The following is a 23,750-nucleotide window of genomic DNA, read 5'->3' as shown; positions in this document are numbered from 1 at the left end:
ATACGAATTCTCGACAAGACCCCACACCCCACGGAGAATAGTCGGCTGCTGACAGGAGTCCCTATGCGCCGTTTGCTTTTCTCACTGTTGATGTTCTGCGTGTTGCCCGCCTGGGCAGACAGCTACGACCAGTTGTACAAGGTCGCCGGCTGGCCGGAACAGCGGGCGCACTTCAATGATGCCTTGAGCGCCGCCCAGCAGCGCTATCAGAGCAGCCTGCCGCCGGCGGTGTTCCAGGCGCTGGTCAACAACAGCAATCAACGTTTCGCCCCCCAGGCCATGGACCAGCGGGCCGAGGCACAATTACGCAGCAAGCTTCGAGACCCGAACCCGGCCCTGGGCTTTTTCCAGTCGCCCTTGGGCCGCAAGGTCGTGGCGGCCGAGTTGCTGGCGACCCGGCGCGATCAATTGGCGAAAAACGCCAAGGGCCTGCCGAAGATGCAAGCCAGCGACAACCGCCTGTTGATCATCGGCCACCTGGCCCAGGCCCTGCCCGCCCGCGAAGCCGGCGCCGAAGTCAGCCTGGCGATCGCCGGCGTGGCGGCCGACAGCCTGAGCTCGATGATCCCCGGCCTGCTGGGAGCTGGCCAGGCCCAAGGCATGCTCAACGGCCAGCGTCAGCGACTGATGGAACAGATCGGCGCGGACCTGAACAACACATTGTTGTACGTCTACCGTGACTTGTCGGATACCGAGCTGGAAGAGTTCGCAACCTTCGCCGAATCGGCTGAAGGCCAGGCTTATTACCAGGCGGCTTTGGCGGCGATCCGGGCGGGGTTGGCGGTGGGGCAGACGCTCGGGCAATAGATCTTCAGCGTCCAAGGCACCGCTATCGCGAGCAAGCTCGCTCCCACAGGGGCTTGAGTGCACTCAGGTTTCGCGAGCACCAAAGGTCCAATGTGGGAGCGAGCTTGCTCGCGATAGCAATAGCCCGGTCACCGCCGAACCCGACTCATCCGCTTGGTCAGAAACCCAAACATCTCCTGCCGCAACGCCAAGGCCTCATTGGCCAGGTGATGCCGCCCCTCCGGCAACATCAACACCTGCGGCCGGTCGAACTTGCCGCGCAGCACTTGCAGGTTGTGCACCCAATCCACCGTCATGTCCGCCTGCCCCTGCACGATCAAGGGCTGGCGCGGGCTGCTCGGGGCCGCTTCGATACGCTTGATCCATCGCGCCAATGCCCCCACCCAGGCAGTAGGCAGGCGCAGCGGCTGCAGCGGGTCGGCTTGCAGGAATGGCAGGAACTGCGGGTCGGTGGAGTTCTCGCTGAAACGCCGGGCGATACCGCTCACGAACGGCTTGAGCAGGTAATAACTCAGGCGCGACCAACCCCAGGCCCGTGGCCGCACCAGGGGTGACAGCAGGATGACCTGGCCCTGGGCAGGACTCTGCGCCCCGTGGTTGAGTACGTGATCGACCACGATCGCCCCGCCGGTGCTTTGCCCGCACAGGTGCCAGGGTTGCGGCAGGTCCAGTGTCCCAGCCTCGGCCAACAGCCCCTGCAAGGTGGCCTGGTACTCGGCGAAATCCTCGATGCTGGCGCGTTCGCCGCTGGACAGGCCATGGCCCGGCAGGTCGCAGGCGATCACCGCGAACTTCTGCTCCAGGGCCCACTCGATCAAGTGCCGGTACAACCCCATGTGATCGTAGTAACCGTGGAACACAAACAACGTCGCCACGGCCTTTTCCGGCCACCAGACCTGACTGACGACCTCATACCCGCCCACCTCGAAACGCCCCAACCCTTTGCGCACACTGCGCTGGGGAAAATCCAGCCCGTAGAACCGCTGGTAAGCCTGGGCTTGCTCGGACAGGGCTTGCCACTGGGCCAGCGGTTGCAGGCTGGCACGCAGGAGATCGGGGTCGAAAGTGGCAGGCATCAAGGTTTCCAGGCATGGGCGCATCGCGCGAAACAGACTTTACAGGCCTGCGATATTCATCTGTCGCGGCAAGCATGGCAAGCTACGCGGCTTCAGAGGATCGACTCCATGCGCCCGTCCCACCGCACGACCTTGCTTGCCAGCCTGCTCGCCCTCGGATGCGCCGTCGTCTTGTGGGTGGCCTATGACTGGTTCCAGGGCCGTTTCCTGCGGGCCTTCAGTCAACACACCGCGGTGTTTTCCGGCGACCCTTTGCGCCTGCCCGCCGACCTGGCCGGCCCTGGCGCGATCCGCCTGGTGCATTTCTGGGACCCGGCGTGCCCGTGCAACGTCGGCAATCAGCAACATCTGGCCGAGCTGGTCGATAAATATGGACCACAAGGCGTCGAGTTCTATGCGGTCCAAAAAACGGCCAGCCAAGGTCAACTGCCTGCCACCTTGAGCAGCCTGAAAACCCTCCCGACGCTCCCGGGCTCAAACCAGATTCCTGCCAGCCCAGCGGTGGCGATCTGGGATCGCAGCGGCCAGCTGGCGTACTTCGGCCCTTACAGTGAAGGCCTGACCTGCAATTCGAGCAACAGCTTCATCGAGCCGATTCTCGAGGCGTTGAGCGCTGGCCGGGCGGTCAATGCGACCCATACGATGGCGGTGGGTTGTTATTGTCCGTGGCCAATGACGAAATAAAGCTTGGCTGAAGAAGCCGAATAAAACGCCAAGAGCAATTACATCGGTCGTCTTCATCACGACCTCGATTGTTGTACCGATCTAATTGACAAAAACAAATTCAAAATCTCATGCCACATGAGGAAGAAAAAAATAACAAGCCGCATTAACTACAAAAAAAGAAACCCCAGTGGTAGCTAAAACTATCAAATTGAATTTCTGCACTGACACACCATATACCTGCGCAAAAATGAAGGTGTTTTTCGGAGAGGGCATTGCAGATATCAATATAAGTGCGAACAGCAACAAGCCAGACAGCCCAAAAAAATAATGCCCTACCCCAAAAGAAATCGCCGGATGTAAAAAATTCTTTATAAGCACACCCATCGCCACTTCATTACAGTTGTTTTTCAAAGTGGAGGCTACGCGACCAGCATAAAACGAAGCGCCCAGTGCTATTAGAGCAATAGGTGCCGCAGTTCTAGCAATCACCTCCATGCTTTCGATGATAAAAAAATCTGTATCGATCATGTGCGGGAGCTTAATCTGCGAAATGAGGGACCCTGTGAGCGCGGAAGTGATCAGTGGATTCTTGAACACCACCCATAGAGTTTTCTTTAAGAAAACGCCTAAAGATCCAGCTTTCGAAATGGAAGAAACCTCCATGACAAGTATTGCAACAGCCGTAAGAACAACGGACTGGAAAACAATTATTGGCACAACCAAAGCTGAATCACCCAACAGCAGTATGAAGATAGGCACCGCCAAGAATGCGGTATTAGTTTGCCCGATAGCAATAAAATTTAAACCAACCTCAACCAGACTCTTTCTCAGAAATATCCTATACACGAAAAATATCACAACCCACAGTATAGAAACACCAACGCCATACGCTTGCACATAAGCGCTGACATTAACGCCTGATGTATAATTGGATTTCAACGTTGTTAAAAAAATCTCTACCGGAAGAGCAAGATAAAAAACATAGTCACTCAGTACCTCATCGGCACCGCGACGCATAAGGCCGGCCAACGAAAGCAAAAAGCCCAAAAATATCAAACCAAATATAGACAACGTTGAATTCAACGACAGCATCAACATAATCAGTCCGCCTTGCCGATCAGCCAGCAGTCAACCGACCGTACTTTACCAACAACAGAGAGTTCCCCTCCTGACAACTCATAAGAAAATGGAAGCTACAAGATCATGTTTGCGCGACACACCTACAAGTTTTCCTTTATGGTCAACAACCAAAACTGCAGACACATCAATACTTACACAGTCTGCAATAAGTTCATATTCATGCACACACCTTAAATTCACCGCCATAACATCCGAGATTTTAAGGTCAAAAATATTATCACTCCCCTTGAGTACTCGAACCATATCGTCATCCGTAAATACACCCAAGGGTCGTGAGAATGTATCTACCACGACGACAAATCCAAGGCGCTTATTCGCCATATAACTGATCGCATCTAAAAACAACGTACCAGGAGGTACCGCAGGGACTTTATCCCCGGCCACCATTACGTCACGAATCTTCACAGTTAGCACTTTTCCAAGATTACCGGCGGGATGGTTTTTTGAGAATTCTTCCTTCGTGAAACGCTTAATCCTCATAAGAGCCATAGCAATAGCGTCTCCGACACCTAATGTAGCGCTGGAGCTTACCGTTGGCGCGAGATTATACGGGCATGCTTCCCTATCAACTTTCAACGCGACGTGCGCACATGTTTTACTTGCCAATTCCGAGTTTGAAAAATTTGTCAACGCTACCGTACTTACACCTATATCATGAAGATATGGAAGCAGAGACAAAATCTCTTCACTTCTACCGCTATACGATATTAACACTGCGAGATCACGTGCCGTAATCATACCTAAGTCCCCATGTTTAGCCTCAGACGGATGGATAAAAAAACTAGGCGTACCAGTGGAGGCTAGGCTTGCCGCAATTTTCTTACCGACATGGCCACTTTTCCCAACACCTAAAATCACCACGTGTCCCTTGCAGGCCAATATAAGTCTAACGACATCGACAAAACCGCTACCCTCCAACTCATTGGAAAGTTTTATCAATGCCTGCCCCTCACGGATCAAAACCTCTCGCCCCAAAGTTAGAACATGTTTATCAGACCCTATATCCAACGACAATTCATCCTTCATAAATCCTTATCTCCTTACGGCTGACATTGGGATCATTTACTAGCAGAGCCCCATCCCTATAATAATTTTTTCGATAGAACGTTACAAAAAAACTATTTCTCTCATAGGGAGCATTGGGATGGTGTGTAGCACCATGCCAGCTATTATTTGACCTCAAAAAAGCAAATGCCACATTAGGTGCATAGGGAATTTTTCTGAACTCCTCAAACCCATCTTCGTTTTTTACGAACAGCCCAAGCCCAGACTCCTTATATTCATCACTCATTGGTAAATACCATCCAAAGGTTATTGCCTTTTCAACAATATCCGTATGCGGAGGCAAATCAAATCCGGCAAAATCCTTGTACAGATGCGGATAAGGAGTGACATCAACACTTGAACCAAGCTTGCTTAGCAAAAGACCCTTGAATTCTTCACCACGAAGAAACTCAACAACATCGATAGAAACCTTCGACCCCAAAAAAACATTACCCAAATCAGCCGAACAGCCTTCAAGAGACAGAGGCAATTCAAAACGTGTTGGACGCCCATTTTTCAAAGTGCTTCTATGCATTAAAGGTTTATACAGGTCCAACGTTGGCAAGCTGGAAACGAATGCGCTGTAATACCCCTCCGGAATAAAGTCCCTCACTTCAAAAAACTTGAACGGTTTACTCACCAGATCAGCATCTGCTATTTTTTTTGAAATATATTCCATGAGTCCGGACATGCCCACCTCCTTACGGCCTTCTCAAGATCCGCCTCTACATAAATCAACCCTATATCCCTCCTATCTTTATAGGTCTCGCCCACGCCCTCCAGCAATGGAATTCTTGTAGTGTATTTCCCAAAAAATCGAAGGAAGCTTCTTACATACAATTTGTTTTAGTAGGAATCACACTCGGTGCCGGGTTATTATTTTTTCAAGATCAATGCTCTACGCTGTTTATCGATAGCCATAGGCACTTAGAAAAGGATTTTTATGAAACGCACCCTCATCGCCTTCCTGTCACTGGTCGTCACCGCGATCATCGTTGCGGGCGGCTACCTCTACAGCAAGCAGCCCACCCGCCAGGGCACGATGCAGGTGCAAGGGCTGCAGGGCTCGGTGACGGTGCGCTACGACGAGCGTGGTGTGCCGCATATCCGCGCCGAGAACGAAACCGACCTGTACCGCGCCCTCGGCTATGTCCATGCCCAGGACCGGCTGTTCCAGATGGAGATCATGCGTCGTCTCGCCCGGGGCGAACTGGCCGAGGTGCTGGGGCCAAAGCTGCTGGACACCGACAAACTGATGCGCAGCCTGCGCATTCGCGAGCGCGCCGCGGCCTATGTGACCGAACAAGACCCGCAATCCCCGGCCTGGATCGCCATGCAGGCCTATCTGGACGGGATCAACGCCTACCAGGACAGCCACACCCGGCCCGTGGAGTTCGATGTGCTGGGCATTCCCAAGCGCCCCTTTACGGCGGAAGACACCGTAAGCATTACCGGCTACATGGCCTACAGCTTCGCGGCGGCGTTCCGTACCGAACCGCTGCTGACCTACGTGCGCGATCAACTGGGCGCCGAGTACCTGAACGTCTTCGACCTCGACTGGCAACCCCAGGGTGTGCTGGTCGACGGTCCCAAGCGCGGCCTGCCCCTGGCCGCCGCCGACTGGAAAGACCTCAATGCCCTGGCCCGCCTGAGCGAGCAGGCCCTGGCGGAAAACGGCCTGCCGCAGTTCGAGGGCAGCAACGCCTGGGCGCTTGCCGGCAGCCGTACCCACAGCGGCAAGCCATTGCTGGCGGGCGACCCGCATATCCGCTTTTCCACGCCGTCGGTGTGGTACGAGGCGCACCTGTCCGCGCCGGGTTTCGAGCTCTACGGGCACTACCAGGCCTTGATGCCCTTCGCCACGCTGGGCATGAACAAGGATTTCGGCTGGAGCATCACCATGTTCCAGAACGACGACCTGGACCTGATCGCCGAGAAGGTCAACCCGGACAATCCCGAGCAGGTCTGGTATCGCGGCCAATGGGTGGACATGACCCGCAGCGAACAGCAGATCGCGGTCAAGGGCCAGGCGCCGGTGACGCTGGTGCTGCGCCAGTCGCCCCACGGCCCGATCATCAACGATGTCCTCGGTGCGAACGCCGGCAAGACCCCGGTCGCCATGTGGTGGGGGTTCCTGGAAAGTCGCAACCCGATCCTCGACGCCTTTTACCAGCTCAACCGCGCCGATACCCTGGCCAAGGCCCGTGGCGCCTCGGCCGAGATCCATGCCCCTGGGCTGAACGTGGTGTGGGCCAACGCCAAGGGCGATATCGGCTGGTGGGCCGCCGCGCAACTGCCCAAGCGCCCCGCCGGCGTGAAACCCGCGTTCATCCTCGATGGCAGCAGCCCGGAGTCGGAAAAGGAAGGTTTCTACCCGTTCAGCAGCAACCCCCAGGAAGAGAACCCGGCGCGGGGCTACATCGTCTCGGCCAACTTCCAACCGGTGCCGGCCAGCGGTATCGAGATCCCCGGTTACTACAATCCCGCCGACCGCGGCCAGCAACTCAACCAGCAGCTCAGCGACAAGCAGGCGAAATGGGACATCCAAACCACCCAGAAGCTGCAACTGGGCACCACCACCGCCTACGGCCCTCGCGTGCTCGCGCCGTTGTTGCCGGTGCTGCGTGAAGTGGTCAGCGACCCGCAGGAACGCAAATGGGTGGAACAACTGGCCCAATGGAAAGGTGATTACCCGCTGGACTCCATCAACGCCACGCTGTTCAACCAGTTCCTGTTCAACCTGGCCGACGCCGCCCTGCACGATGAACTGGGCGATGGGTTCTTCGACACCGCGCTGTCGACCCGGGTGATCGACGCGGCCCTGCCACGCCTGGCGGCATCGAAGGATTCACCGTGGTGGGATGACCGCACGACGCTGGGCACCGAAACCCGTGCCGACACGGTGAGCGTCGCCTGGAAGAAAAGCCTGGCGCACCTGCGGGCCACCCTGGGCGACGATGCCACGCAATGGCAATGGGGCAAGGCTCACACCCTGACCCATGGTCATCCGCTGGGCCAGCAAAAGCCGCTTGACCGTGTCTTCAACGTGGGGCCGTTTGCGGCCCCTGGTACCCATGAAGTGCCCAACAACCTCTCCGCCAGAATCGGCCCGGCGCCGTGGCCGGTGACCTACGGGCCTTCGACCCGGCGCATCATCGACTTCGCCGACCCGAGCCATAGCGTCACCATCAACCCCGTCGGCCAGAGCGGCGTGCCGTTCGACAAGCATTACGAGGACCAGGCCGAGGCGTATATGGAAGGGGTCTATTACCAGGCGCACCTGGCCGAGGAAGAAGTGGTCGCCAATACCCGCACGACCCTGAAGCTGCTGCCCACCCGGGCGCCCTGAACCCGGCGTGCCGATCTTTTTCACCGCTGAACCGGGCTTGATCGTCACGGATGGTCAAGACTACAGGGGCTCACTTCCCCGCCTCTTTCACAGGAGTCAACGCTATGTTCAATAACTGGTCCGAACTGCTGCCCACCATCAAGAGCGCCTTTGGCGCCCTGGGTAAGAGCAATCCGAAGATGGTCAAGGCCTACATGGCCCTGGACGAAGCCGCGGCTGAAAACAACGTGCTCGATGCCAAGACCCGCGAGCTGATCTCCATCGCCGTGGCCATCACCACACGCTGCGACGGCTGCATTGGCGTTCACACCGACGCCGCCATCAAGGCCGGCGCCACCCGTGAAGAAATCGCCGCGACCCTGGCCACCGCCGTGTCATTGAATGCCGGCGCGGCGTACATCTATTCCCTGCGAGCCCTGGAGGCCCATGACGCGTTGAAGAAGTGAACGGCCAATAACCTGCCGGCCGCTATCGCGAGCAAGCTCGCTCCCACAGGTATCGATCGTTCCCACGCGCCGCGTGGGAATGCCGCCAGGGACGCTCCGCGTTCCGCTTCTGGAAGGGGACGCAGAGCGTCACGGGATGCATTCCCACGCAGAGCGTGGGAACGATCGACATCTGCATTGACTGTCGTACCGCTATCGCGAGCAAGCCCGCTCCCGCATTCAGACCGGTGCGGTCTCGGCCCGGCGGACTTCCGGTTGTTTCCAGGAGTCGGCGGCGCTTTCTTCGATGGCTTGCTGGATCGCGCGCTTGCGATTCTCCTCGGCCCGGCGGCTGAAGTACCAGACCAGGAAGGTCACCAGCGACACCGCCAGCAGGATCAGGCTCGCCACAGCATTGATTTCCGGCTTTACTCCCAGGCGCACGGCCGAGAAGACTTCCATCGGCAAGGTCGTCGAGCCAGGGCCGGAGACGAAGCTCGCCAGCACCAGGTCATCCAGGGACAACGCGAACGACATCATGCCCCCCGCCGCCAGCGACGGCGCGATCATCGGGATGGTGATCAAAAAGAACACCTTCCACGGCCGGGCACCGAGGTCCATGGCGGCCTCTTCGATGGACAGGTCCAGCTCACGCAAACGTGCCGAGACCACCACCGCCACATAGGCCGCGCAGAACGTGGTGTGGGCGATCCAGATCGTGACGATGCCACGCTCCTGGGGCCAGCCAATCATCTGCGCCATGGCGACGAACAGCAGCAACAGCGACAGACCGGTGATGACTTCCGGCATCACCAGCGGCGCGGTGACCAGGCCGCCGAACAGCGTGCGGCCCTTGAAGTGGGTGATGCGGGTCAACACGAAGGCCGCCAGCGTCCCCAGGGCCACCGCGGCAATCGCCGTGTAGCAGGCGATTTCCAGCGAGCGCACCACCGAGCCCATCAACTGACTGTTGTCCAGCAGGCCGACGTACCACTTGATCGACCAGCCGCCCCACACCGTCACCAGTTTCGAGGCGTTGAACGAATAGATCACCAGGATCAGCATCGGTGCGTAGATGAACAGCAAACCCAGCACCAGCATCAGGCTTGAAAAACTGAAGCGCTTCATTCCTTGCCCTCCATTTCTTTGGCCTGACTGCGGTTGAACAGGATGATGGGCACGATCAGGATCGCCAGCATCACCACCGCCAGGGCGGATGCCACCGGCCAGTCTCGGTTATTGAAGAATTCCTGCCACAGCACTTTGCCGATCATCAGGGTTTCGGGGCCGCCCAGCAGTTCCGGGATCACGAACTCGCCCACCACCGGGATGAACACCAGCATGCAGCCGGCGACGATGCCGTTCTTGGACAGCGGCACAGTGATTTTCCAGAAACTGTTGAAGGTACTCGACCCCAGGTCCGACGCGGCTTCCAACAGGCTGGCGTCATGTTTCACCAAGTTGGCGTACAGCGGCAGGATCATGAACGGCAGATAGGAGTAGACGACCCCGATATACACCGCCAGGTTGGTGTTGAGGATCTGCAGCGGTTCGCTGATCCAACCCATGCTCAGCAAAAAGCCGTTGAGCAAGCCGTTGTTGCTGAGGATGCCCATCCACGCGTAGACGCGGATCAGGATCGCGGTCCAGGTCGGCATCATGATCAGCAGCACCAGCACCGTCTGCATCTCTTTGCGAGCGTTGGCGATGCCATAGGCCATCGGGTAGCCGATCACCAGGCACAAGAGCGTGCTGATCAGGGCCATTTTCAGCGAACCGAGGTAGGCGGCGATGTACAGCTCGTCCTCGCTCAGCATCGCGTAGTTGGCAAGGTTGAGCAGCACCTGCAGCTTCTGGTCGACGTAGCTGTAGATCTCGGTGTATGGCGGGATGGCCACGTCGGCTTCGGCAAAGCTGATCTTCAGGACGATGAAGAACGGCAGCATGAAGAACAGGAACAGCCAGATGAAGGGCACCCCGATGACCAGTTGGCGGCCACCGGGCGTTATTCGATCGAGTCGGCGTTTGAGTTTGCGCATGTTCATGAGCGAAGCACCACGCCGCTGTCGTCTTCCCACCAGACGAACACCTGGTCGCCCCAGGTCGGGCGCTGGCCACGGCGTTCGGCGTTGGCCACGAAGGACTGTACCAGTTTGCCACTTGGCAGCTCGACGTAGAACACCGAGTGGCCGCCCAGGTAGGCGATGTCATGGACCTTGCCGCTGGACCAGTTGTGCTCGCAGGTCGGCGGCTCGGAAGTGACCAGCAGTTTTTCCGGGCGAATGGCGTAGGTCACGGACTTGTCCTGCACCGAGGTGCTGATGCCGTGGCCGACGTAGATGTTGCGGTCCAGGTCCTTGCAGGTCAGCACCGCGTGGCCTTCGGCGTCGTCCACCACTTCGGTCTCGAAGATGTTGACGTTGCCGATGAACTCGCAGACCAGCCGGCTGGTCGGGGTCTCGTAGATGTCGATCGGGCTGCCGATCTGGGCGATCCAGCCCAGGTGCATGATCGCGATACGTTCGGCCATGGTCATGGCCTCTTCCTGGTCGTGGGTCACCATGACGCAAGTCACGCCAACCCGCTCGATGATCTCCACCAGCTCCAGTTGCATCTGCGAGCGCAGTTTTTTATCCAGCGCGCCCATCGGCTCATCGAGCAGCAACAGCTTCGGCCGTTTGGCCAGGGAACGGGCCAAGGCCACACGCTGGCGCTGGCCGCCGGAGAGCTGATGCGGCTTGCGCTTGGCGTACTGGCTCATCTGCACCAGCTTGAGCATCTCCGCCACGCGAGCATCGATCTCGGCCTTCGGGATCTTGTCCTGTTGCAGGCCGAAGGCGATGTTCTGCGCCACGGTCATATGCGGGAACAGGGCGTAGGACTGGAACATCATATTGATCGGCCGCTCATAGGGCGGCATGTCGGTGATGTCCACACCGTCGAGGAAAATCCGTCCCTCGGTGGGCCGCTCGAAACCGGCCAGCATGCGCAGCAAGGTGGATTTGCCCGATCCCGAACCGCCGAGCAAGGCGAAGATCTCGCCTTTCTTGATTTCCAGGGACACATCGTCCACGGCAATCGTCTCGTCGAACTTCTTCGTGACCCGGTCGATTTTGACCAGCACCTGTTTGGGTGTCTGGTCGCCCTCGAGGGCTTTCTTATAGGCGCCGGAGGCAACTGCCATTTACGAAACTCCCACAGAATTTGCAGTTCGCCCTACTCGGACGAACAAGAGTGTTGAGGTTATTTACCCGACTTGACCTTGGTCCAGCTGCGGGTCATGAGGCGTTGGATCTTGGGCGGCAACTCGGAGTTGACGTAGAGCTTGTCGACGACCGCTTGCGGTGGGTAAACCGCTTCATCGGTGCGTACTTTCTGGTCCATCAGTTCGCCGGCCTTCGGGTTCGGGTTGGCATAACCGACAACGTCGCTGACCTGGGCGATGACCTCAGGCTTGAGCACATAGTTGATGAAGGCATGCGCTTGCTTGACGTTGGTGGCGTCACGCGGGATCGCCAACATGTCGAACCAGAGATTGCCGCCTTCCTTGGGAATCACGTAGGCGATGTTGACGCCCTTGCCGGCCTCGCTGGCACGAGCGCGGGCCTGGAAGATGTCGCCGGAAAAACCGGCCGCCACGCAGATCTCGCCATTGGCCAGGTCGGAGATGTACTTGGAGGAATTGAAGTAGGTCACGTAAGGCCGGATCTTGAGCAGCTGCGCCTCGGCCTTCTTGTAGTCTTCGGGGTCTTCGCTGTTGGGGTTCAGGCCCAGGTAATTGAGCATCGCCGGGATCATTTCGTCGCCCGAGTCGAGGAACGAAACACCGCAGCTGGAGAGCTTCTTGATGTTTTCCGGTTCGAACAGCATGGCCCACGAATCGATCTTCTCGACGCCCAGGACCGCCTTGATCTTCTCGACGTTATAGCCGATGCCGTTGGTGCCCCATAGGTAAGGCACGGCGTACTGGTTGCCCGGGTCGTTCTTTTCCAGGCGCTTGAGCAGCGCAGGGTCGAGGTTGGCGTAGTTGGGCAACTGCGCCTTGTCGAGCTTCTGGAACGCCCCGGCCTTGATCTGCTTGCCCAGGAAGTGGTTGGACGGCACGACCACGTCGTAACCGGTACGTCCGGCCAGCAACTTGCCTTCCAGGGTTTCGTTGGAGTCGAACACGTCATACACCGGCTTGATGCCAGTGGCTTTTTCGAAATCCGCCAAGGTGGTCTCGCCAATGTAGTCCGACCAATTATAAATATGCACGGTGGAAGCGGCCTGGACACTGACGGCGAGCGTCAGGCCGGCGCCGACCAGCAAGGCGTTGCGTAACAAAGAAAAGACTGGCACGTGGAGGTCCTCTTAAATAGTTGGGCCCAAGTTGCCCCCGTTACTTGGCCACGATGGACCCTGCAACAAAACCGGCGCGCAACTTACCCTCGATAAACCGATCCAGCAAAACTTTTAGTTATTGAGTTGCTCCTGTTGCCGCCGCAGCAATGCCAGCGACAACAGGAGGATGCTTCAGACCGGCTTATTTACCGGACTTGATCTTGGTCCAGCTGCGGGTCAGGATCCGCTGGGTCGCCGGCGGCAGATCGCTGATGGCGTACAGCTTGGCCTTCACTTCGTCCGATGGGTAAATGCTCGGGTCACCGGAGATTTCCTTGTCCACCAGAGCGGTGGCGGCCTTGTTGCCGTTAGGGAAACGCACGTTGTCGGTGATCTCCGCCATGATTTCCGGCTGCATGATGAAGTTCATCCATTTATAAGCGGCCTCGACATTTTCGGCATCCTTGGGAATGGCGACCATGTCATAGAACGAACCGGCACCTTCCTTCGGAATGGTGTAGGCCACTTTCACTTTGCCGCCAGCCTCGGCAGCACGGCTCTTGGATTGCTCGATATCACCCGAGTAGCCCACGGCGACGCAGATGTTGCCGTTGGCCAGGTCGGAAATGTATTTGGAAGAGTGGAAGTAACCGATCGATGGACGCAACTTGAGGAACAGCGCTTCGGCCTCGGCCAGTTGTTTCTTGTCCTGGCTGTCGGTCGGGTAGCCAAGGTAATGCAGGGCCACCGGAATCATTTCGGTTGGCGAATCGAGGAAGCTCACGCCGCAGCTCTTGAGCTTGGCGATGTTCTCGGGCTTGAGCAGGGTGTCCCAGGAATCGATCTTGTCGACGCCCAATGCGGCCTTGACCTTCTCGGGGTTGTAACCGATGCCGATGGTGCCCCACATGTAAGGGAAGGCGTGTTTGTTGCCTTGGTCGCTGGCATCGCCGACAGCCTTGAGCAGGTCGGTGTCCAGGTTCTTCCAGTTCGGCAGCTTGGACTTGTCCAGCTCCTGGTAGACCCCGGCCTTGATCTGCTTGGCCAGGAAGTTGTTCGACGGCACCACGATGTCATAACCGGACTTGCCGGCCAGCAACTTGGCTTCCAGGGTTTCGTTGCTGTCGAACACGTCGTAGACGACTTTGATCCCCGTTTCTTTCTCGAACTTGGCGACGGTGTCCGGCGCAATGTAGTCGGACCAGTTGTAGACATGCAGCACTTTGTCGTCCGCCTGGACGGCGCCCGCCATCACGCCCATCAGGGACATGGCCAGGAGGGTCTTGCCAGCTATCTTCATACCTAATGCCTTCATGGATTGATGCTCCAGTTATTCTTTTTAGCCACGTTCAGTAGCCGGCTCGCGGGCAACTTGAACAGGCGGTAGTCTGGCAAGTTACAGGGCAGGCTTTCAACACAGGCCCAGCCTTTTGTTCACGCTGGGCGAGGCCCTTGCAGGCACCTCGCTCAGAGCCTAGCACTTAGCCCTGCAACGCACTGAGCGTCAGGTCCAGGCACTGCCGCGCCTTGGTCACCAATTCATCGATCTCGGCCTTGCTGATCACCAGCGGCGGCGCAATGATCATGGTGTCGCCCACCGCGCGCATGATCAGCCCGTTATCGAAGCAGAACTGCCGGCAGATCATGCCCACGCCCTTGCCTTCGTAGCGTTTGCGCGTGGCCTTGTCCTGGACCAGTTCGATCGCCCCCAGCAAACCGACCCCGCGTACTTCACCCACCAGCGGATGATCGTTCAGTTCCCGCAAACGCTTCTGCAAATAGGGTGCCGTTTCGCCATGGACACGCTCGATGATCTTCTCGTCGCGCAGGATGCGGATGTTTTCCAGGGCCACCGCCGCGGCCACCGGGTGACCGGAGTAGGTAAAGCCGTGGTTGAAGTCACCGCCTTCATTGAGCACCGCGACCACGTCGTCGCGCACGATCAGCCCACCCATGGGGATATAGCCGGAGGTCAGGCCCTTGGCGATGGTCATCATGTGCGGTTTCAACCCGTAATGGTCGGTACCGAACCACTCACCGGTGCGGCCGAAGCCACAGATCACTTCGTCGGCCACGAACAGAATGTCGTACTTGGCGAGGATTTCCTTCATGCGCGGCCAGTAGCTGTCCGGCGGCACGATCACGCCACCGGCGCCCTGGATCGGCTCGGCGATGAAGGCTCCGACGTTGTCCACGCCGATCTCCAGGATCTTTTCTTCCAACTGGTTGGCCGCCCACACGCCGAACTCTTCGGGGCTCATGTCGCCGCCTTCGCCGAACCAGTAAGGCTGGGCGATGTGGACAATGCCCGGGATCGGCAGGTCGCCCTGCTCGTGCATATAGGTCATGCCGCCCAGGCTCGCGCCCGCGACGGTCGAACCGTGATAACCGTTCTTGCGGCTGATGATGACTTTCTTGTTCGGCTGGCCCTTGATCGCCCAATAGTGGCGGACCATGCGCAGCATGGTGTCGTTGCCCTCGGAGCCGGAACCGGTGAAGAACACGTGATTCATGCCTTCAGGGGCGATGTCGGCGATGGCTTTGGACAATTCCAGCACCGGCGGGTGGGCCGTCTGGAAGAACAGGTTGTAGTACGGCAGTTCGCGCATCTGCTGGCTGGCGGCGTCGGCCAGTTCCTCGCGGCCATAACCGACGGCCACGCACCAGAGGCCGGCCATGCCGTCGAGGATCTTGTTGCCTTCACTGTCCCAGAGGTAGACACCCTTGGCGTGGGTGATGATGCGCGGGCCTTTCTCTTTGAGCTGCTTGAAATCGCTGAACGGCGCCAAGTGATGATCGTTGCTCAGGGCCTGCCATTCACGGGTTTGCGGGTTATTGCGGGTCATGCGAATTCTCCTGTTATCGGTGAAGGCGAAGCTGCCTGAAGCAGCCTCGCCCGGCGCTTCAGACGGCAAAGAGCAGGAATTCCCGCTCCCACGAACTGATGACGCGCTTGAAGTTTTCATGCTCGGCCCGCTTGACCGCGACGTAGCCTGTGATGAATTTCTTGCCCAGGTATTTCTCGATGGTGGTGCTGTTTTCCATGCGTTCCAGGGCGTCTTCGATGGTCAGCGGCAAACGCAGGTTGCGGCGCTCGTAGCCACGGCCCACCACCGGCGCGCTCGGGTCGATGCCTTCGACCATGCCGATGAAGCCACACAGCAGGCTGGCGGCAATCGCCAGGTACGGGTTGGCGTCGGCGCCCGGCAAGCGGTTTTCCACCCGACGGTTCTGCGGCCCGGCGTCCGGCACGCGCAGGCCGACGGTGCGGTTCTCTTCGCCCCACTCCACGTTCACCGGTGCCGAGGTGTCCGGCAGGAAGCGGCGGAACGAGTTGACGTTGGGGGCGAACAGCGGCAACAGCTCGGGGATGAACTTCTGCAAGCCACCGATGTGGTGCAGGAACAGATCGCTCATGGTCCCGTCTTCATTGGAGAAGACGTTCTTGCCGGTTTCCTTGTCGATGATGCTCTGGTGCAGGTGCATCGCACTGCCCGGCTCGCCGGTCATGGGCTTGGCCATGAAGGTGGCGGCCACGTCGTGCTTGAGTGCCGCCTCGCGCATGGTGCGCTTGAACACCAGGATCTGGTCGGCCAGGGACAGGGCATCGCCGTGACGGAAATTGATTTCCATCTGCGCCGTGCCGTCCTCGTGGATCAGGGTATCGAGGTCCAGCTCCTGCAGTTCGCACCAGTCGTAGACGTCTTCGAACAGCGGATCGAATTCGTTGGCCGCTTCGATCGAGAAAGACTGGCGACCGGTTTCCGGGCGGCCAGAGCGGCCAATGGGCGGTTGCAGCGGAAAGTCCGGGTCGTCGCTGCGCTTGGTCAGGTAGAACTCCATTTCCGGCGCGACGATGGGCTGCCAACCTTTGTCGGCATAAAGCTTGAGCACTTTCTTGAGCACGTTGCGCGGCGACAGCTCGATGGGGTTGCCCTGCTTGTCGTAGGCGTCGTGGATGACCTGGGCGGTGGGCTCGATGGCCCACGGCACAAGGAACACGGCGTTCTCGTCCGGGCGGCAGATCATGTCGATGTCAGCCGGGTCGAGCAGTTCGTAATAGATGTCGTCTTCGACATAGTCGCCCGTAACGGTCTGGAGCAGAACGCTCTCGGGCAGGCGCATGCCTTTCTCGGCGATGAACTTGTTGGTCGGCGAGATCTTGCCCCGGGTGATACCGGTCAGGTCGCCAATCATGCATTCGACTTCTGTGATCTTGTGGTCTTTCAACCAATCGGTGAGCTGGTCGAGGTTGTTACTCATAAATGCCTCTAGGCGTGAGTTTCCTGACTGCTATTAGTTGTCAGGCGTTGTTTGACGCATCTGCGTCGCGTTGTGTTGCCCTTGCTCGGCAGGCATCGCCAAATGCCTGGAAAATCGCAAGGTAGTGCGGGTTAGAGCTTACCTCCCATTCAGGGTGCCATTGCACACCTAAAGCAAAAGCCTTGCCTTCTGGCACCGAAACAGCCTCGATCAGGCCATCCGGCGCCACCGCTTCGGCCCGCAGCCCAGGCGCCAGGCGCTCGATGCCCTGGCTGTGGATCGAGTTGACCTCAATCAACCGGGGCAGCCCCAGGCCTGCCAGTATGCCGCCAGGCTGGATGTGCACGGCGTGGGCAGGACCGTATTGGACCTCCACCGCTTGCGTCTCGTCTTCACGATGATCGATGAACGTTCCGACTTCATGAACTTTCTGATGCAGGCTGCCGCCAAAGGCTACGTTCATCTCCTGGAAACCGCGACAAATGCCCAGCACCGGGACGCCCGCCTCGACAGCGGCGCGGATCAGCGGCAGGGTGGTGGCGTCCCGTGCAGGATCATGGGCAGTGCCCGGCGCGCTGGCTGGGCCCTGATAGTGAAAAGGTTCTACATTGGAAGGAGAGCCGGTCAGAAGAATGCCGTCCAGGGCGTCCAGAATATCGGACGGCGGGAACAGATCCGCCAGGGACGGAAGCAGCACTGGCAAGCCCTTGGCAGCTGTCGCGACAGCCCGGGCATATTTATCGCCGCTGGTGTGATAAGCATGCAGACCCATCTGCCTGGAGCAGGTGGTGACGCCGATTAACGGCAGGCGAGACATGAAGCACCCCGGTATTATTGCTGTTATGGGTTTGAATCGAGCTTAGCCTTGTTCATTTTTTTACACAACACCCCCGTAAAAAATACAACACGGCCCGCTCAAGCCTGCGGGCGCCAAGGCCCCTAAAGGGAAAAAAACGCCCTAAATTGCCTCAAAAAAGCCCTGCAGGTGCTTTTTTAGGGCAAAAAAGGCCCTGCTTGACTTCGGCATGCCGTTCGGGTTGACTGGCTTTCGAAGAGATCAATGATTGATATTTTTAACAACAAAGGTGTTGCATCATGTCGGTACCCCCGCGTGCCGTTCAGCTTAACGAAGCGAACGCGTTCCTTAAGGAACATCCTGAGGTTCTGTACGTTGACCTTCTGATTGCGGATATGAATGGTGTGGTGCGCGGCAAGCGCATAGAACGCACCAGCCTCCACAAGGTTTACGAGAAAGGCATCAACCTGCCGGCCTCTTTATTTGCTCTGGATATCAATGGCTCTACGGTGGAAAGCACCGGCCTGGGCCTGGATATCGGTGATGCTGACCGGATCTGTTATCCAATCCCTGACACCCTGTGCAACGAGCCTTGGCAGAAGCGCCCGACTGCGCAACTGTTGATGACCATGCACGAACTCGAAGGCGAACCTTTCTTCGCCGATCCCCGTGAAGTCCTGCGCCAAGTCGTGACCAAGTTCGATGAACTGGGCCTGACCATCTGCGCCGCATTCGAGCTGGAGTTCTACCTGATCGACCAGGAGAACGTGAATGGACGCCCACAACCGCCCCGCTCGCCGATTTCCGGCAAACGCCCGCATTCGACACAGGTCTACCTGATCGATGACCTCGACGAATACGTCGATTGCCTCCAGGACATTCTGGAAGGGGCCAAGGAGCAAGGCATTCCCGCCGACGCCATCGTCAAGGAAAGTGCCCCGGCGCAGTTCGAAGTGAACCTGCACCACGTGGCCGATCCGATCAAGGCTTGCGACTACGCGGTACTGCTCAAGCGCCTGATCAAGAACATCGCCTACGACCATGAAATGGATACCACCTTCATGGCCAAGCCGTATCCGGGCCAGGCGGGCAACGGGTTGCACGTCCACATTTCGATTCTGGATAAAGACGGCAAGAATATCTTTGCCAGCGAGGATCCCGAGCAGAACGCCGCACTGCGTCACGCGATCGGCGGTGTGCTCGAGACCCTGCCCGCGCAGATGGCTTTCCTCTGCCCGAACGTCAACTCCTACCGTCGTTTCGGCGCACAGTTCTACGTGCCGAACTCGCCGACCTGGGGCCTGGACAACCGCACCGTGGCCTTGCGCGTGCCGACCGGCTCGGCCGATGCCGTGCGCCTGGAACACCGCGTCGCCGGCGCCGATGCCAACCCCTACCTGCTGATGGCGGCCGTGTTGGCGGGCGTGCACCATGGCCTGGTCAACAAGATCGAGCCCGGTGCGCCAGTGGAAGGCAACAGCTACGAGCAAAACGAGCAAAGCCTGCCGAACAACTTGCGCGATGCCCTGCGCGAACTGGACGACAGCGAAGTCATGGCCAAGTACATCGATCCGAAATACATCGATATCTTCGTGGCCTGCAAGGAGAGTGAGCTGGAGGAGTTCGAACACTCCATCTCCGACCTCGAGTACAACTGGTACCTGCATACCGTGTAAGCGGTTGCGGTAAAAAGACGCCGCAGGCCTCAGGGCTGCGGCGTTTTTTTATGGCTACTCACCCATCATTGTGGCGAGGGAGCTTGCTCCCGCTGGGCTGCGCAGCAGCCCAAAAAGGCTTAAGCGGACAATTTGGAGCCCCGCAGTGGCTGACTTAAGGGCTGCTTCGCAGCCCAGCGGGAGCAAGCTCCCTCGCCACAGGGACTCCTTTCTTCCCAAGTGCAGCTATGGACCCTCCGCTCGCTCTGCGTACAATGCCCGGCAGCCCCGCAGGAGAGCTTCATGACACGCATCGCCACACCCCGCAAACCCCGCGCACGCAGCCAGGCCCGGATCGACACCATTCTCGATGCCGCCCGTACGCTGCTTGCCGCCGAAGGCGTGGCCAGCCTGTCGATCTACAGCGTCGCCGAGCGCGCCGGGATCCCGCCCTCTTCCGTGTACCACTTCTTCGCCAGCGTCCCGGCCCTGCTCGAAGCCCTGACTGCCGATGTCCACGCCGCTTTTCGCGCGGGCCTGCAAGCACCGATCGATCATGCGGCGCTGAACCATTGGCACGACCTGTCACGGCTGGTGGAACAGCGCATGCTCGCCATCTACAACCAGGACGCCGCCGCGCGCCAGTTGATCCTGGCCCAGCACGGCCTGACCGAAGTTACCCAGGCCGACCGCCAACACGACCTTGAGCTGAGTGACTTGATGCACAAGGTGTTCGACCACCATTTCGCCCTGCCGCCCCTGCCCGGCGACGTCGATGTGTTCGCCCTGGCCATGGAGCTGGGCGACCGCGTCTACGCCCGCTCGATACAGCAGCACGGCCAGATCACCCCGCGCATGGCCGAAGAAGGCATGCGGGTGTTCGATGCGTACCTGGGGCTGTACCTGCCGCCGTATTTGCCCAAGCGTTCTGATTGATCGTTCCCACGCTCCGCGTGGGAATGCAGCCAGGGACGTTCCGCGTCCCCAAGAGCCGAACGCGGAGCGTCCGTAGAGCCGTTACCACGCAGAGCGTGGGAACGATCAAAGCGTATTCACAGGCCACCAGAAAACCGAAAAGCCCCGAAAGGCTTACGCCGTCCGGGGCTGTGGGTGAACCATCGCTCACAACTTGGCGATAGACACTTCGGTGGATTTCACGAAGGCGATCACTTCGCTGCCAATGGCCAGCTCCAGCTCCTTGACCGAGCGGGTGGTGATGACCGAGGTGACGATGCCGGAGGCGGTTTGCACGTCGATTTCCGACAGCACGTCGCCTTCGACGATTTCCTTGATGGTGCCTTTGAACTGGTTGCGTACGTTGATGGCTTTGATAGTCATACGATTTCTCCTGGGGTCGAAATGAGCTGCAAGCTTCGAGCTACAAGCTGCAAGGAAAAGCACGCGCCTCTTCTTGCAGCTTGTAGCTTGCCGCTTGAAGCTGCTTCATTGCGCCCACCGCAACTGCGTGGGCAAGGGTGAAACGGGTTCGGGGTCCGGCGGTTGGCCGGGCAAGGACAACACACGGTTGAGGACTTCGGTTTCCAGGCTCGCCAGGCGATGAGAGCCGCGAGCCCGTGGACGCGGCAGGTCGATGGCCAGGTCGAGGCCGATCTGGCCGTCCTCGATCAGGATCACCCTATCGGCAATCGCCACCGCTTCGCTGACGTCGTGGGTCACCAGCAACACCGTGAAGCCGTGCTGCCGCCAGAGGTTTTCGATCAGTTGCTGCATCTCGATACGGGTCAGGGCGTCCAGCGCTCCCAAGGGTTCGTCGAGCAGCAACAGCCGCGGCTGATGAATCAATGCGCGGGCCAGGGCCACCCGTTGTTTCTGGCCGCCGGACAGCGCCGCCGGCCACTCATGGGCGCGGTCGGCCAGGCCCACCGCCTCCAGTGCCTGCAACGCTTGCGGGCGCCAATTGCCCTTGAGGCCGAGGCCGACGTTATCGATGATTTTTTTCCAGGGCAGCAAACGTGCCTCCTGAAACATCAGCCGCGTGTCTTCCCGTGCATCGCTCAACGACGCCGAACCGGCCAACAGCTGTCCACCGGTGGGCTGATCGAGGCCAGCCAACAAGCGCAGCAAGGTACTTTTGCCACAGCCACTGCGACCGACCACGGCCACGAACTGCCCGGCCGGGATATGCAGGTCGATGTCGCGCAATACCTGGCGCGTGCCGAAAGCTTTTTGCAGCTTGCGCACCGCCAGCGGGATGCCACGCAGCAGACGCGGAGGTTGTTGAGCGGTCATGCCACACCGCCCTTGTTCACCTGGTACGCCGGGTGCCAGCGCAGCCAGACCCGCTCAAGCCCGCGAGCGGCCAGGTCGGCCAATTTGCCCAGCACGGCGTACAGGAGAATTGCCAGCACCACCACATCGGTCTGCAGGAACTCCCGGGCATTCATCGCCAGGTAACCGATGCCGGAGCTGGCCGAGATGGTTTCCGCCACGATCAGCGTCAGCCACATGAAACCTAGGGCAAAGCGCACGCCCACCAGGATCGAAGGCAAGGCCCCCGGCAGGATCACCTGGCGAAACAGGCTGAAGCCGGACAGGCCGTAGCTGCGGGACATCTCCACCAGCGCCGGGTCGACGTTGCGAATCCCGTGGTAGGTGTTGAGGTAGATGGGAAACAGCGTGCCCAAGGCCACCAGGAAAATCTTCGCCGACTCGTCGATGCCGAACCACAGGATCACCAGCGGAATCAGCGCCAGGTGCGGGACGTTCCTGACCATTTGCACGGAGCTGTCCAGCAGGCGTTCGCCCCATTTCGACAAACCGGTGATGAAGCCCAGGGCCAGGCCGATGCCGCCGCCGATCAGGAAACCGACCGCTGCGCGCCAACCGCTGATCGCCAGGTGCGTCCAGATCTCGCCGCTGCGCACCAGGCTGACCCCGGCTTCGATCACCGCCACTGGTGCCGGCAGGATCCGCGTGGACAACCAGCCAGCCGACACCGACAGTTGCCAGACCGCCAGCAACAACAGCGGCACCGCCCAGGGCGCGAGGTTGTGGATAATTTTCTTCATGGCCGCCTCAGCTCTGGGACGCGGCTTTGGGCAGGATGTCGTTGGCGACCATTTCACCGAACGGGCTCACATAACCCTGGCTTTTCGGCAGCTCAGGGCGCTCCACGTCCAGGTGCGGGAACAACAGTTCCGCCACGCGATAGGACTCTTCCAGGTGTGGATAACCGGAGAAGATAAAGGTGTCGATGCCCAGGTCGGCGTATTCCTTGACCCGTGCCGCCACGGTCGGGCCATCGCCCACCAGCGCCGTACCGGCACCGCCGCGTACCAGGCCGACACCGGCCCAGAGGTTGGGGCTGACTTCCAGCTTGTCGCGACGGCCACCGTGCAGGGCGGCCATGCGTTGCTGGCCCACCGAATCGAAGCGCGCCAGGGAGGCCTGGGCACGGGCGATGGTGTCGTCGTCCAGGTGGGAGATCAGCCGGTCGGCCGCCTGCCAGGCTTCGGCGTTGGTTTCCCGCACGATCACATGCAGGCGAATACCGAAGCGCACGGTACGGCCCAGCTTCGCCGCCTTGGCCCGTACCTGGGCGATTTTTTCCGCCACGGCCGCAGGCGGCTCACCCCAGGTCAGCACCATTTCCACTTGCTCGGCCGCCAGGTCCTGGGCGGCTTCCGACGAGCCGCCGAAATACAGCGGCGGACGCGGTTGCTGGATCGGCGGATAGAGCAGCTTGGCGCCCTTCACACTGATGTGCTCGCCGTCGTAATCCACGGTCTCGCCTTCCAGCACCCGGCGCCAGATGCGGGTGAATTCCACCGAGGCCTGGTAGCGTTGCTCGTGGTCGAGGAACAGGCCATCGCCGGCCAGTTCGTCCGGGTCACCGCCGGTCACCAGGTTGAACAACGCCCGCCCGCCGGACAACCGGTCGAGGGTCGCGGCCTGACGCGCCGCCACCGTCGGGGAAATGATCCCGGGACGCAGGGCCACCAGGAATTTCAGGCGCTGGGTCACGGGAATCAACGAAGCGGCCACCAGCCAGGAGTCCTCGCAAGAACGCCCGGTGGGGATCAGCACGCCGCCGAAACCCAGTCGATCCGCGGCTTGGGCGACCTGCTGCAGGTAACCGTGATCGACGGCGCGGGCGCCTTCGGCAGTGCCAAGGTAATGGCCGTCGCCGTGGGTAGGCAGGAACCAGAAAATATTGAGGCTCATGGAGTGGTCTCCTAAAGGAAT

22 protein-coding genes are annotated in these 23,750 nt (G+C 59.4%); 6 read left to right on the top strand and 16 right to left on the bottom strand.

Features of this window, described 5'->3' with window-relative positions; translation table 11 throughout:
• The first annotated feature begins 63 nt into the window (after window positions 1–63).
• Window positions 64–807: a DUF2059 domain-containing protein gene (locus BLP82_RS17450; RefSeq protein WP_092170636.1), complete on the top strand. Its 744-nt coding sequence runs from the start codon at window positions 64–66 to the stop codon at window positions 805–807.
• 128 nt (window positions 808–935) lie between these two features.
• Here BLP82_RS17450 and BLP82_RS17445 read toward each other — a convergent pair whose 3' ends face one another.
• Complete coding sequence (locus BLP82_RS17445) at window positions 936–1,883, bottom strand: phospholipase BipL (protein ID WP_092170632.1); 948 nt, start codon at window positions 1,881–1,883, stop codon at window positions 936–938.
• A gap of 108 nt (window positions 1,884–1,991) precedes the next feature.
• On the opposite strand from BLP82_RS17445, the gene BLP82_RS17440 reads away from it, so the two are divergent.
• Window positions 1,992–2,567, top strand: coding sequence for a DUF6436 domain-containing protein (locus BLP82_RS17440; RefSeq protein WP_092170628.1), 576 nt, complete (start codon window positions 1,992–1,994; stop codon window positions 2,565–2,567).
• 108 nt (window positions 2,568–2,675) lie between these two features.
• Here the strand turns inward: BLP82_RS17440 and BLP82_RS17435 are convergent, their stop codons facing one another.
• The 3 genes from BLP82_RS17435 to BLP82_RS17425 form a co-directional block, all read right to left on the bottom strand.
• Entirely contained in the window at window positions 2,676–3,647 is a 972-nt protein-coding gene (locus BLP82_RS17435; RefSeq protein ID WP_092170623.1) for an AEC family transporter, read from the bottom strand.
• A 78-nt stretch (window positions 3,648–3,725) separates the two neighbouring features.
• On the bottom strand, window positions 3,726–4,715 hold the full coding sequence (locus BLP82_RS17430; RefSeq protein WP_092170620.1) for a KpsF/GutQ family sugar-phosphate isomerase: 990 nt from the start codon (window positions 4,713–4,715) through the stop codon (window positions 3,726–3,728).
• Window positions 4,705–5,424, bottom strand: a complete 720-nt coding sequence (locus BLP82_RS17425) for a hypothetical protein (protein WP_092170616.1) — start codon at window positions 5,422–5,424, stop codon at window positions 4,705–4,707. Before BLP82_RS17425 ends, BLP82_RS17430 begins: the two co-directional genes overlap by 11 nt.
• A 252-nt stretch (window positions 5,425–5,676) precedes the next feature.
• Between BLP82_RS17425 and BLP82_RS17420 the strand changes: the two genes are divergently transcribed.
• Both BLP82_RS17420 and BLP82_RS17415 read left to right on the top strand, forming a co-directional pair.
• Window positions 5,677–8,082 carry a penicillin acylase family protein gene (locus BLP82_RS17420; RefSeq protein WP_092170611.1) on the top strand — a complete coding sequence of 802 codons (2,406 nt, stop codon included), beginning with the start codon at window positions 5,677–5,679 and terminating at the stop codon, window positions 8,080–8,082.
• A gap of 104 nt (window positions 8,083–8,186) precedes the next feature.
• The gene (locus tag BLP82_RS17415) at window positions 8,187–8,528 is read left to right on the top strand and encodes a carboxymuconolactone decarboxylase family protein (RefSeq protein ID WP_014340738.1); all 342 of its coding nucleotides are present in this window, start codon (window positions 8,187–8,189) and stop codon (window positions 8,526–8,528) included.
• Between the two features lie 219 nt (window positions 8,529–8,747).
• On the opposite strand, the gene BLP82_RS17410 is transcribed toward BLP82_RS17415, so the two are convergent.
• The 8 genes from BLP82_RS17410 to BLP82_RS17375 all read right to left on the bottom strand — a co-directional run bounded on the left by BLP82_RS17410 (window position 8,748) and on the right by BLP82_RS17375 (window position 17,910).
• The gene (locus tag BLP82_RS17410; RefSeq protein WP_060740161.1) at window positions 8,748–9,635 is read right to left on the bottom strand and encodes an ABC transporter permease subunit; all 888 of its coding nucleotides are present in this window, start codon (window positions 9,633–9,635) and stop codon (window positions 8,748–8,750) included.
• Window positions 9,632–10,552, bottom strand: coding sequence for an ABC transporter permease subunit (locus tag BLP82_RS17405; RefSeq protein WP_092170607.1), 921 nt, complete (start codon window positions 10,550–10,552; stop codon window positions 9,632–9,634). The genes BLP82_RS17410 and BLP82_RS17405 overlap by 4 nt, the downstream gene beginning before the upstream one ends.
• Window positions 10,549–11,691, bottom strand: coding sequence for an ABC transporter ATP-binding protein (locus BLP82_RS17400; protein ID WP_060740159.1), 1,143 nt, complete (start codon window positions 11,689–11,691; stop codon window positions 10,549–10,551). Before BLP82_RS17400 ends, BLP82_RS17405 begins: the two co-directional genes overlap by 4 nt.
• 59 nt (window positions 11,692–11,750) lie before the next feature.
• On the bottom strand, window positions 11,751–12,848 hold the full coding sequence (locus BLP82_RS17395) for a polyamine ABC transporter substrate-binding protein (protein ID WP_072405949.1): 1,098 nt from the start codon (window positions 12,846–12,848) through the stop codon (window positions 11,751–11,753).
• A gap of 184 nt (window positions 12,849–13,032) precedes the next feature.
• A complete protein-coding gene (locus tag BLP82_RS17390) occupies window positions 13,033–14,130 on the bottom strand; it encodes a polyamine ABC transporter substrate-binding protein (protein WP_092170604.1) in 1,098 nt (365 codons plus the stop codon).
• A 181-nt stretch (window positions 14,131–14,311) separates the two neighbouring features.
• Window positions 14,312–15,676, bottom strand: a complete 1,365-nt coding sequence (locus BLP82_RS17385) for an aspartate aminotransferase family protein (RefSeq protein WP_092170600.1) — start codon at window positions 15,674–15,676, stop codon at window positions 14,312–14,314.
• A gap of 58 nt (window positions 15,677–15,734) precedes the next feature.
• Window positions 15,735–17,093 (bottom strand): glutamine synthetase family protein, encoded by a 1,359-nt coding sequence (locus tag BLP82_RS17380; protein ID WP_060740155.1) that lies wholly within the window; start codon window positions 17,091–17,093, stop codon window positions 15,735–15,737.
• Window positions 17,094–17,133: 40 nt separating this feature from the next.
• Window positions 17,134–17,910, bottom strand: coding sequence for a gamma-glutamyl-gamma-aminobutyrate hydrolase family protein (locus tag BLP82_RS17375; RefSeq protein WP_092170595.1), 777 nt, complete (start codon window positions 17,908–17,910; stop codon window positions 17,134–17,136).
• Window positions 17,911–18,188: 278 nt separating this feature from the next.
• Here BLP82_RS17375 and BLP82_RS17370 point away from each other — a divergent pair, with 278 nt between their 5' ends.
• Window positions 18,189–19,565: a glutamine synthetase family protein gene (locus tag BLP82_RS17370; RefSeq protein ID WP_025216023.1), complete on the top strand. Its 1,377-nt coding sequence runs from the start codon at window positions 18,189–18,191 to the stop codon at window positions 19,563–19,565.
• Between the two features lie 282 nt (window positions 19,566–19,847).
• Window positions 19,848–20,480 carry a TetR/AcrR family transcriptional regulator gene (locus tag BLP82_RS17365; RefSeq protein ID WP_092170591.1) on the top strand — a complete coding sequence of 211 codons (633 nt, stop codon included), beginning with the start codon at window positions 19,848–19,850 and terminating at the stop codon, window positions 20,478–20,480.
• A gap of 186 nt (window positions 20,481–20,666) precedes the next feature.
• On the opposite strand, the gene BLP82_RS17360 is transcribed toward BLP82_RS17365, so the two are convergent.
• The 4 genes from BLP82_RS17360 to ssuD form a co-directional block, all read right to left on the bottom strand.
• On the bottom strand, window positions 20,667–20,882 hold the full coding sequence (locus BLP82_RS17360) for a TOBE domain-containing protein (protein WP_003177394.1): 216 nt from the start codon (window positions 20,880–20,882) through the stop codon (window positions 20,667–20,669).
• 105 nt (window positions 20,883–20,987) lie between these two features.
• Window positions 20,988–21,794: an aliphatic sulfonates ABC transporter ATP-binding protein gene (gene ssuB, locus BLP82_RS17355; protein WP_092170588.1), complete on the bottom strand. Its 807-nt coding sequence runs from the start codon at window positions 21,792–21,794 to the stop codon at window positions 20,988–20,990.
• Window positions 21,791–22,573 (bottom strand): aliphatic sulfonate ABC transporter permease SsuC, encoded by a 783-nt coding sequence (gene ssuC / locus BLP82_RS17350; RefSeq protein ID WP_072405955.1) that lies wholly within the window; start codon window positions 22,571–22,573, stop codon window positions 21,791–21,793. The genes ssuB and ssuC overlap by 4 nt, the downstream gene beginning before the upstream one ends.
• 7 nt (window positions 22,574–22,580) lie before the next feature.
• Window positions 22,581–23,729, bottom strand: coding sequence for an FMNH2-dependent alkanesulfonate monooxygenase (gene ssuD, locus BLP82_RS17345; protein WP_060740150.1), 1,149 nt, complete (start codon window positions 23,727–23,729; stop codon window positions 22,581–22,583).
• Between the last annotated feature and the right edge of the window lie 21 nt (window positions 23,730–23,750).

The organism is Pseudomonas sp. NFACC37-1 (assembly GCF_900101575.1).
In the GTDB taxonomy this organism is placed as follows: domain Bacteria; phylum Pseudomonadota; class Gammaproteobacteria; order Pseudomonadales; family Pseudomonadaceae; genus Aquipseudomonas; species Aquipseudomonas fluorescens_AA.
This window is presented reverse-complemented; position numbering and strand designations above follow the sequence as displayed.

Coding starts and splice junctions, on each gene's coding strand:
- BLP82_RS17450 (WP_092170636.1), top strand. CDS start 64: ATGCGCCGTTTGCTTTTCTCACTGTTGATGTTCTGCGTGTTGCCCGCC.
- BLP82_RS17445 (WP_092170632.1), bottom strand. CDS start 1,883: ATGCCTGCCACTTTCGACCCCGATCTCCTGCGTGCCAGCCTGCAACCG.
- BLP82_RS17440 (WP_092170628.1), top strand. CDS start 1,992: ATGCGCCCGTCCCACCGCACGACCTTGCTTGCCAGCCTGCTCGCCCTC.
- BLP82_RS17435 (WP_092170623.1), bottom strand. CDS start 3,647: ATGTTGATGCTGTCGTTGAATTCAACGTTGTCTATATTTGGTTTGATA.
- BLP82_RS17430 (WP_092170620.1), bottom strand. CDS start 4,715: ATGAAGGATGAATTGTCGTTGGATATAGGGTCTGATAAACATGTTCTA.
- BLP82_RS17425 (WP_092170616.1), bottom strand. CDS start 5,424: ATGTCCGGACTCATGGAATATATTTCAAAAAAAATAGCAGATGCTGAT.
- BLP82_RS17420 (WP_092170611.1), top strand. CDS start 5,677: ATGAAACGCACCCTCATCGCCTTCCTGTCACTGGTCGTCACCGCGATC.
- BLP82_RS17415 (WP_014340738.1), top strand. CDS start 8,187: ATGTTCAATAACTGGTCCGAACTGCTGCCCACCATCAAGAGCGCCTTT.
- BLP82_RS17410 (WP_060740161.1), bottom strand. CDS start 9,635: ATGAAGCGCTTCAGTTTTTCAAGCCTGATGCTGGTGCTGGGTTTGCTG.
- BLP82_RS17405 (WP_092170607.1), bottom strand. CDS start 10,552: ATGAACATGCGCAAACTCAAACGCCGACTCGATCGAATAACGCCCGGT.
- BLP82_RS17400 (WP_060740159.1), bottom strand. CDS start 11,691: ATGGCAGTTGCCTCCGGCGCCTATAAGAAAGCCCTCGAGGGCGACCAG.
- BLP82_RS17390 (WP_092170604.1), bottom strand. CDS start 14,130: ATGAAGATAGCTGGCAAGACCCTCCTGGCCATGTCCCTGATGGGCGTG.
- BLP82_RS17385 (WP_092170600.1), bottom strand. CDS start 15,676: ATGACCCGCAATAACCCGCAAACCCGTGAATGGCAGGCCCTGAGCAAC.
- BLP82_RS17380 (WP_060740155.1), bottom strand. CDS start 17,093: ATGAGTAACAACCTCGACCAGCTCACCGATTGGTTGAAAGACCACAAG.
- BLP82_RS17375 (WP_092170595.1), bottom strand. CDS start 17,910: ATGTCTCGCCTGCCGTTAATCGGCGTCACCACCTGCTCCAGGCAGATG.
- BLP82_RS17370 (WP_025216023.1), top strand. CDS start 18,189: ATGTCGGTACCCCCGCGTGCCGTTCAGCTTAACGAAGCGAACGCGTTC.
- BLP82_RS17365 (WP_092170591.1), top strand. CDS start 19,848: ATGACACGCATCGCCACACCCCGCAAACCCCGCGCACGCAGCCAGGCC.
- BLP82_RS17360 (WP_003177394.1), bottom strand. CDS start 20,882: ATGACTATCAAAGCCATCAACGTACGCAACCAGTTCAAAGGCACCATC.
- ssuB (WP_092170588.1), bottom strand. CDS start 21,794: ATGACCGCTCAACAACCTCCGCGTCTGCTGCGTGGCATCCCGCTGGCG.
- ssuC (WP_072405955.1), bottom strand. CDS start 22,573: ATGAAGAAAATTATCCACAACCTCGCGCCCTGGGCGGTGCCGCTGTTG.
- ssuD (WP_060740150.1), bottom strand. CDS start 23,729: ATGAGCCTCAATATTTTCTGGTTCCTGCCTACCCACGGCGACGGCCAT.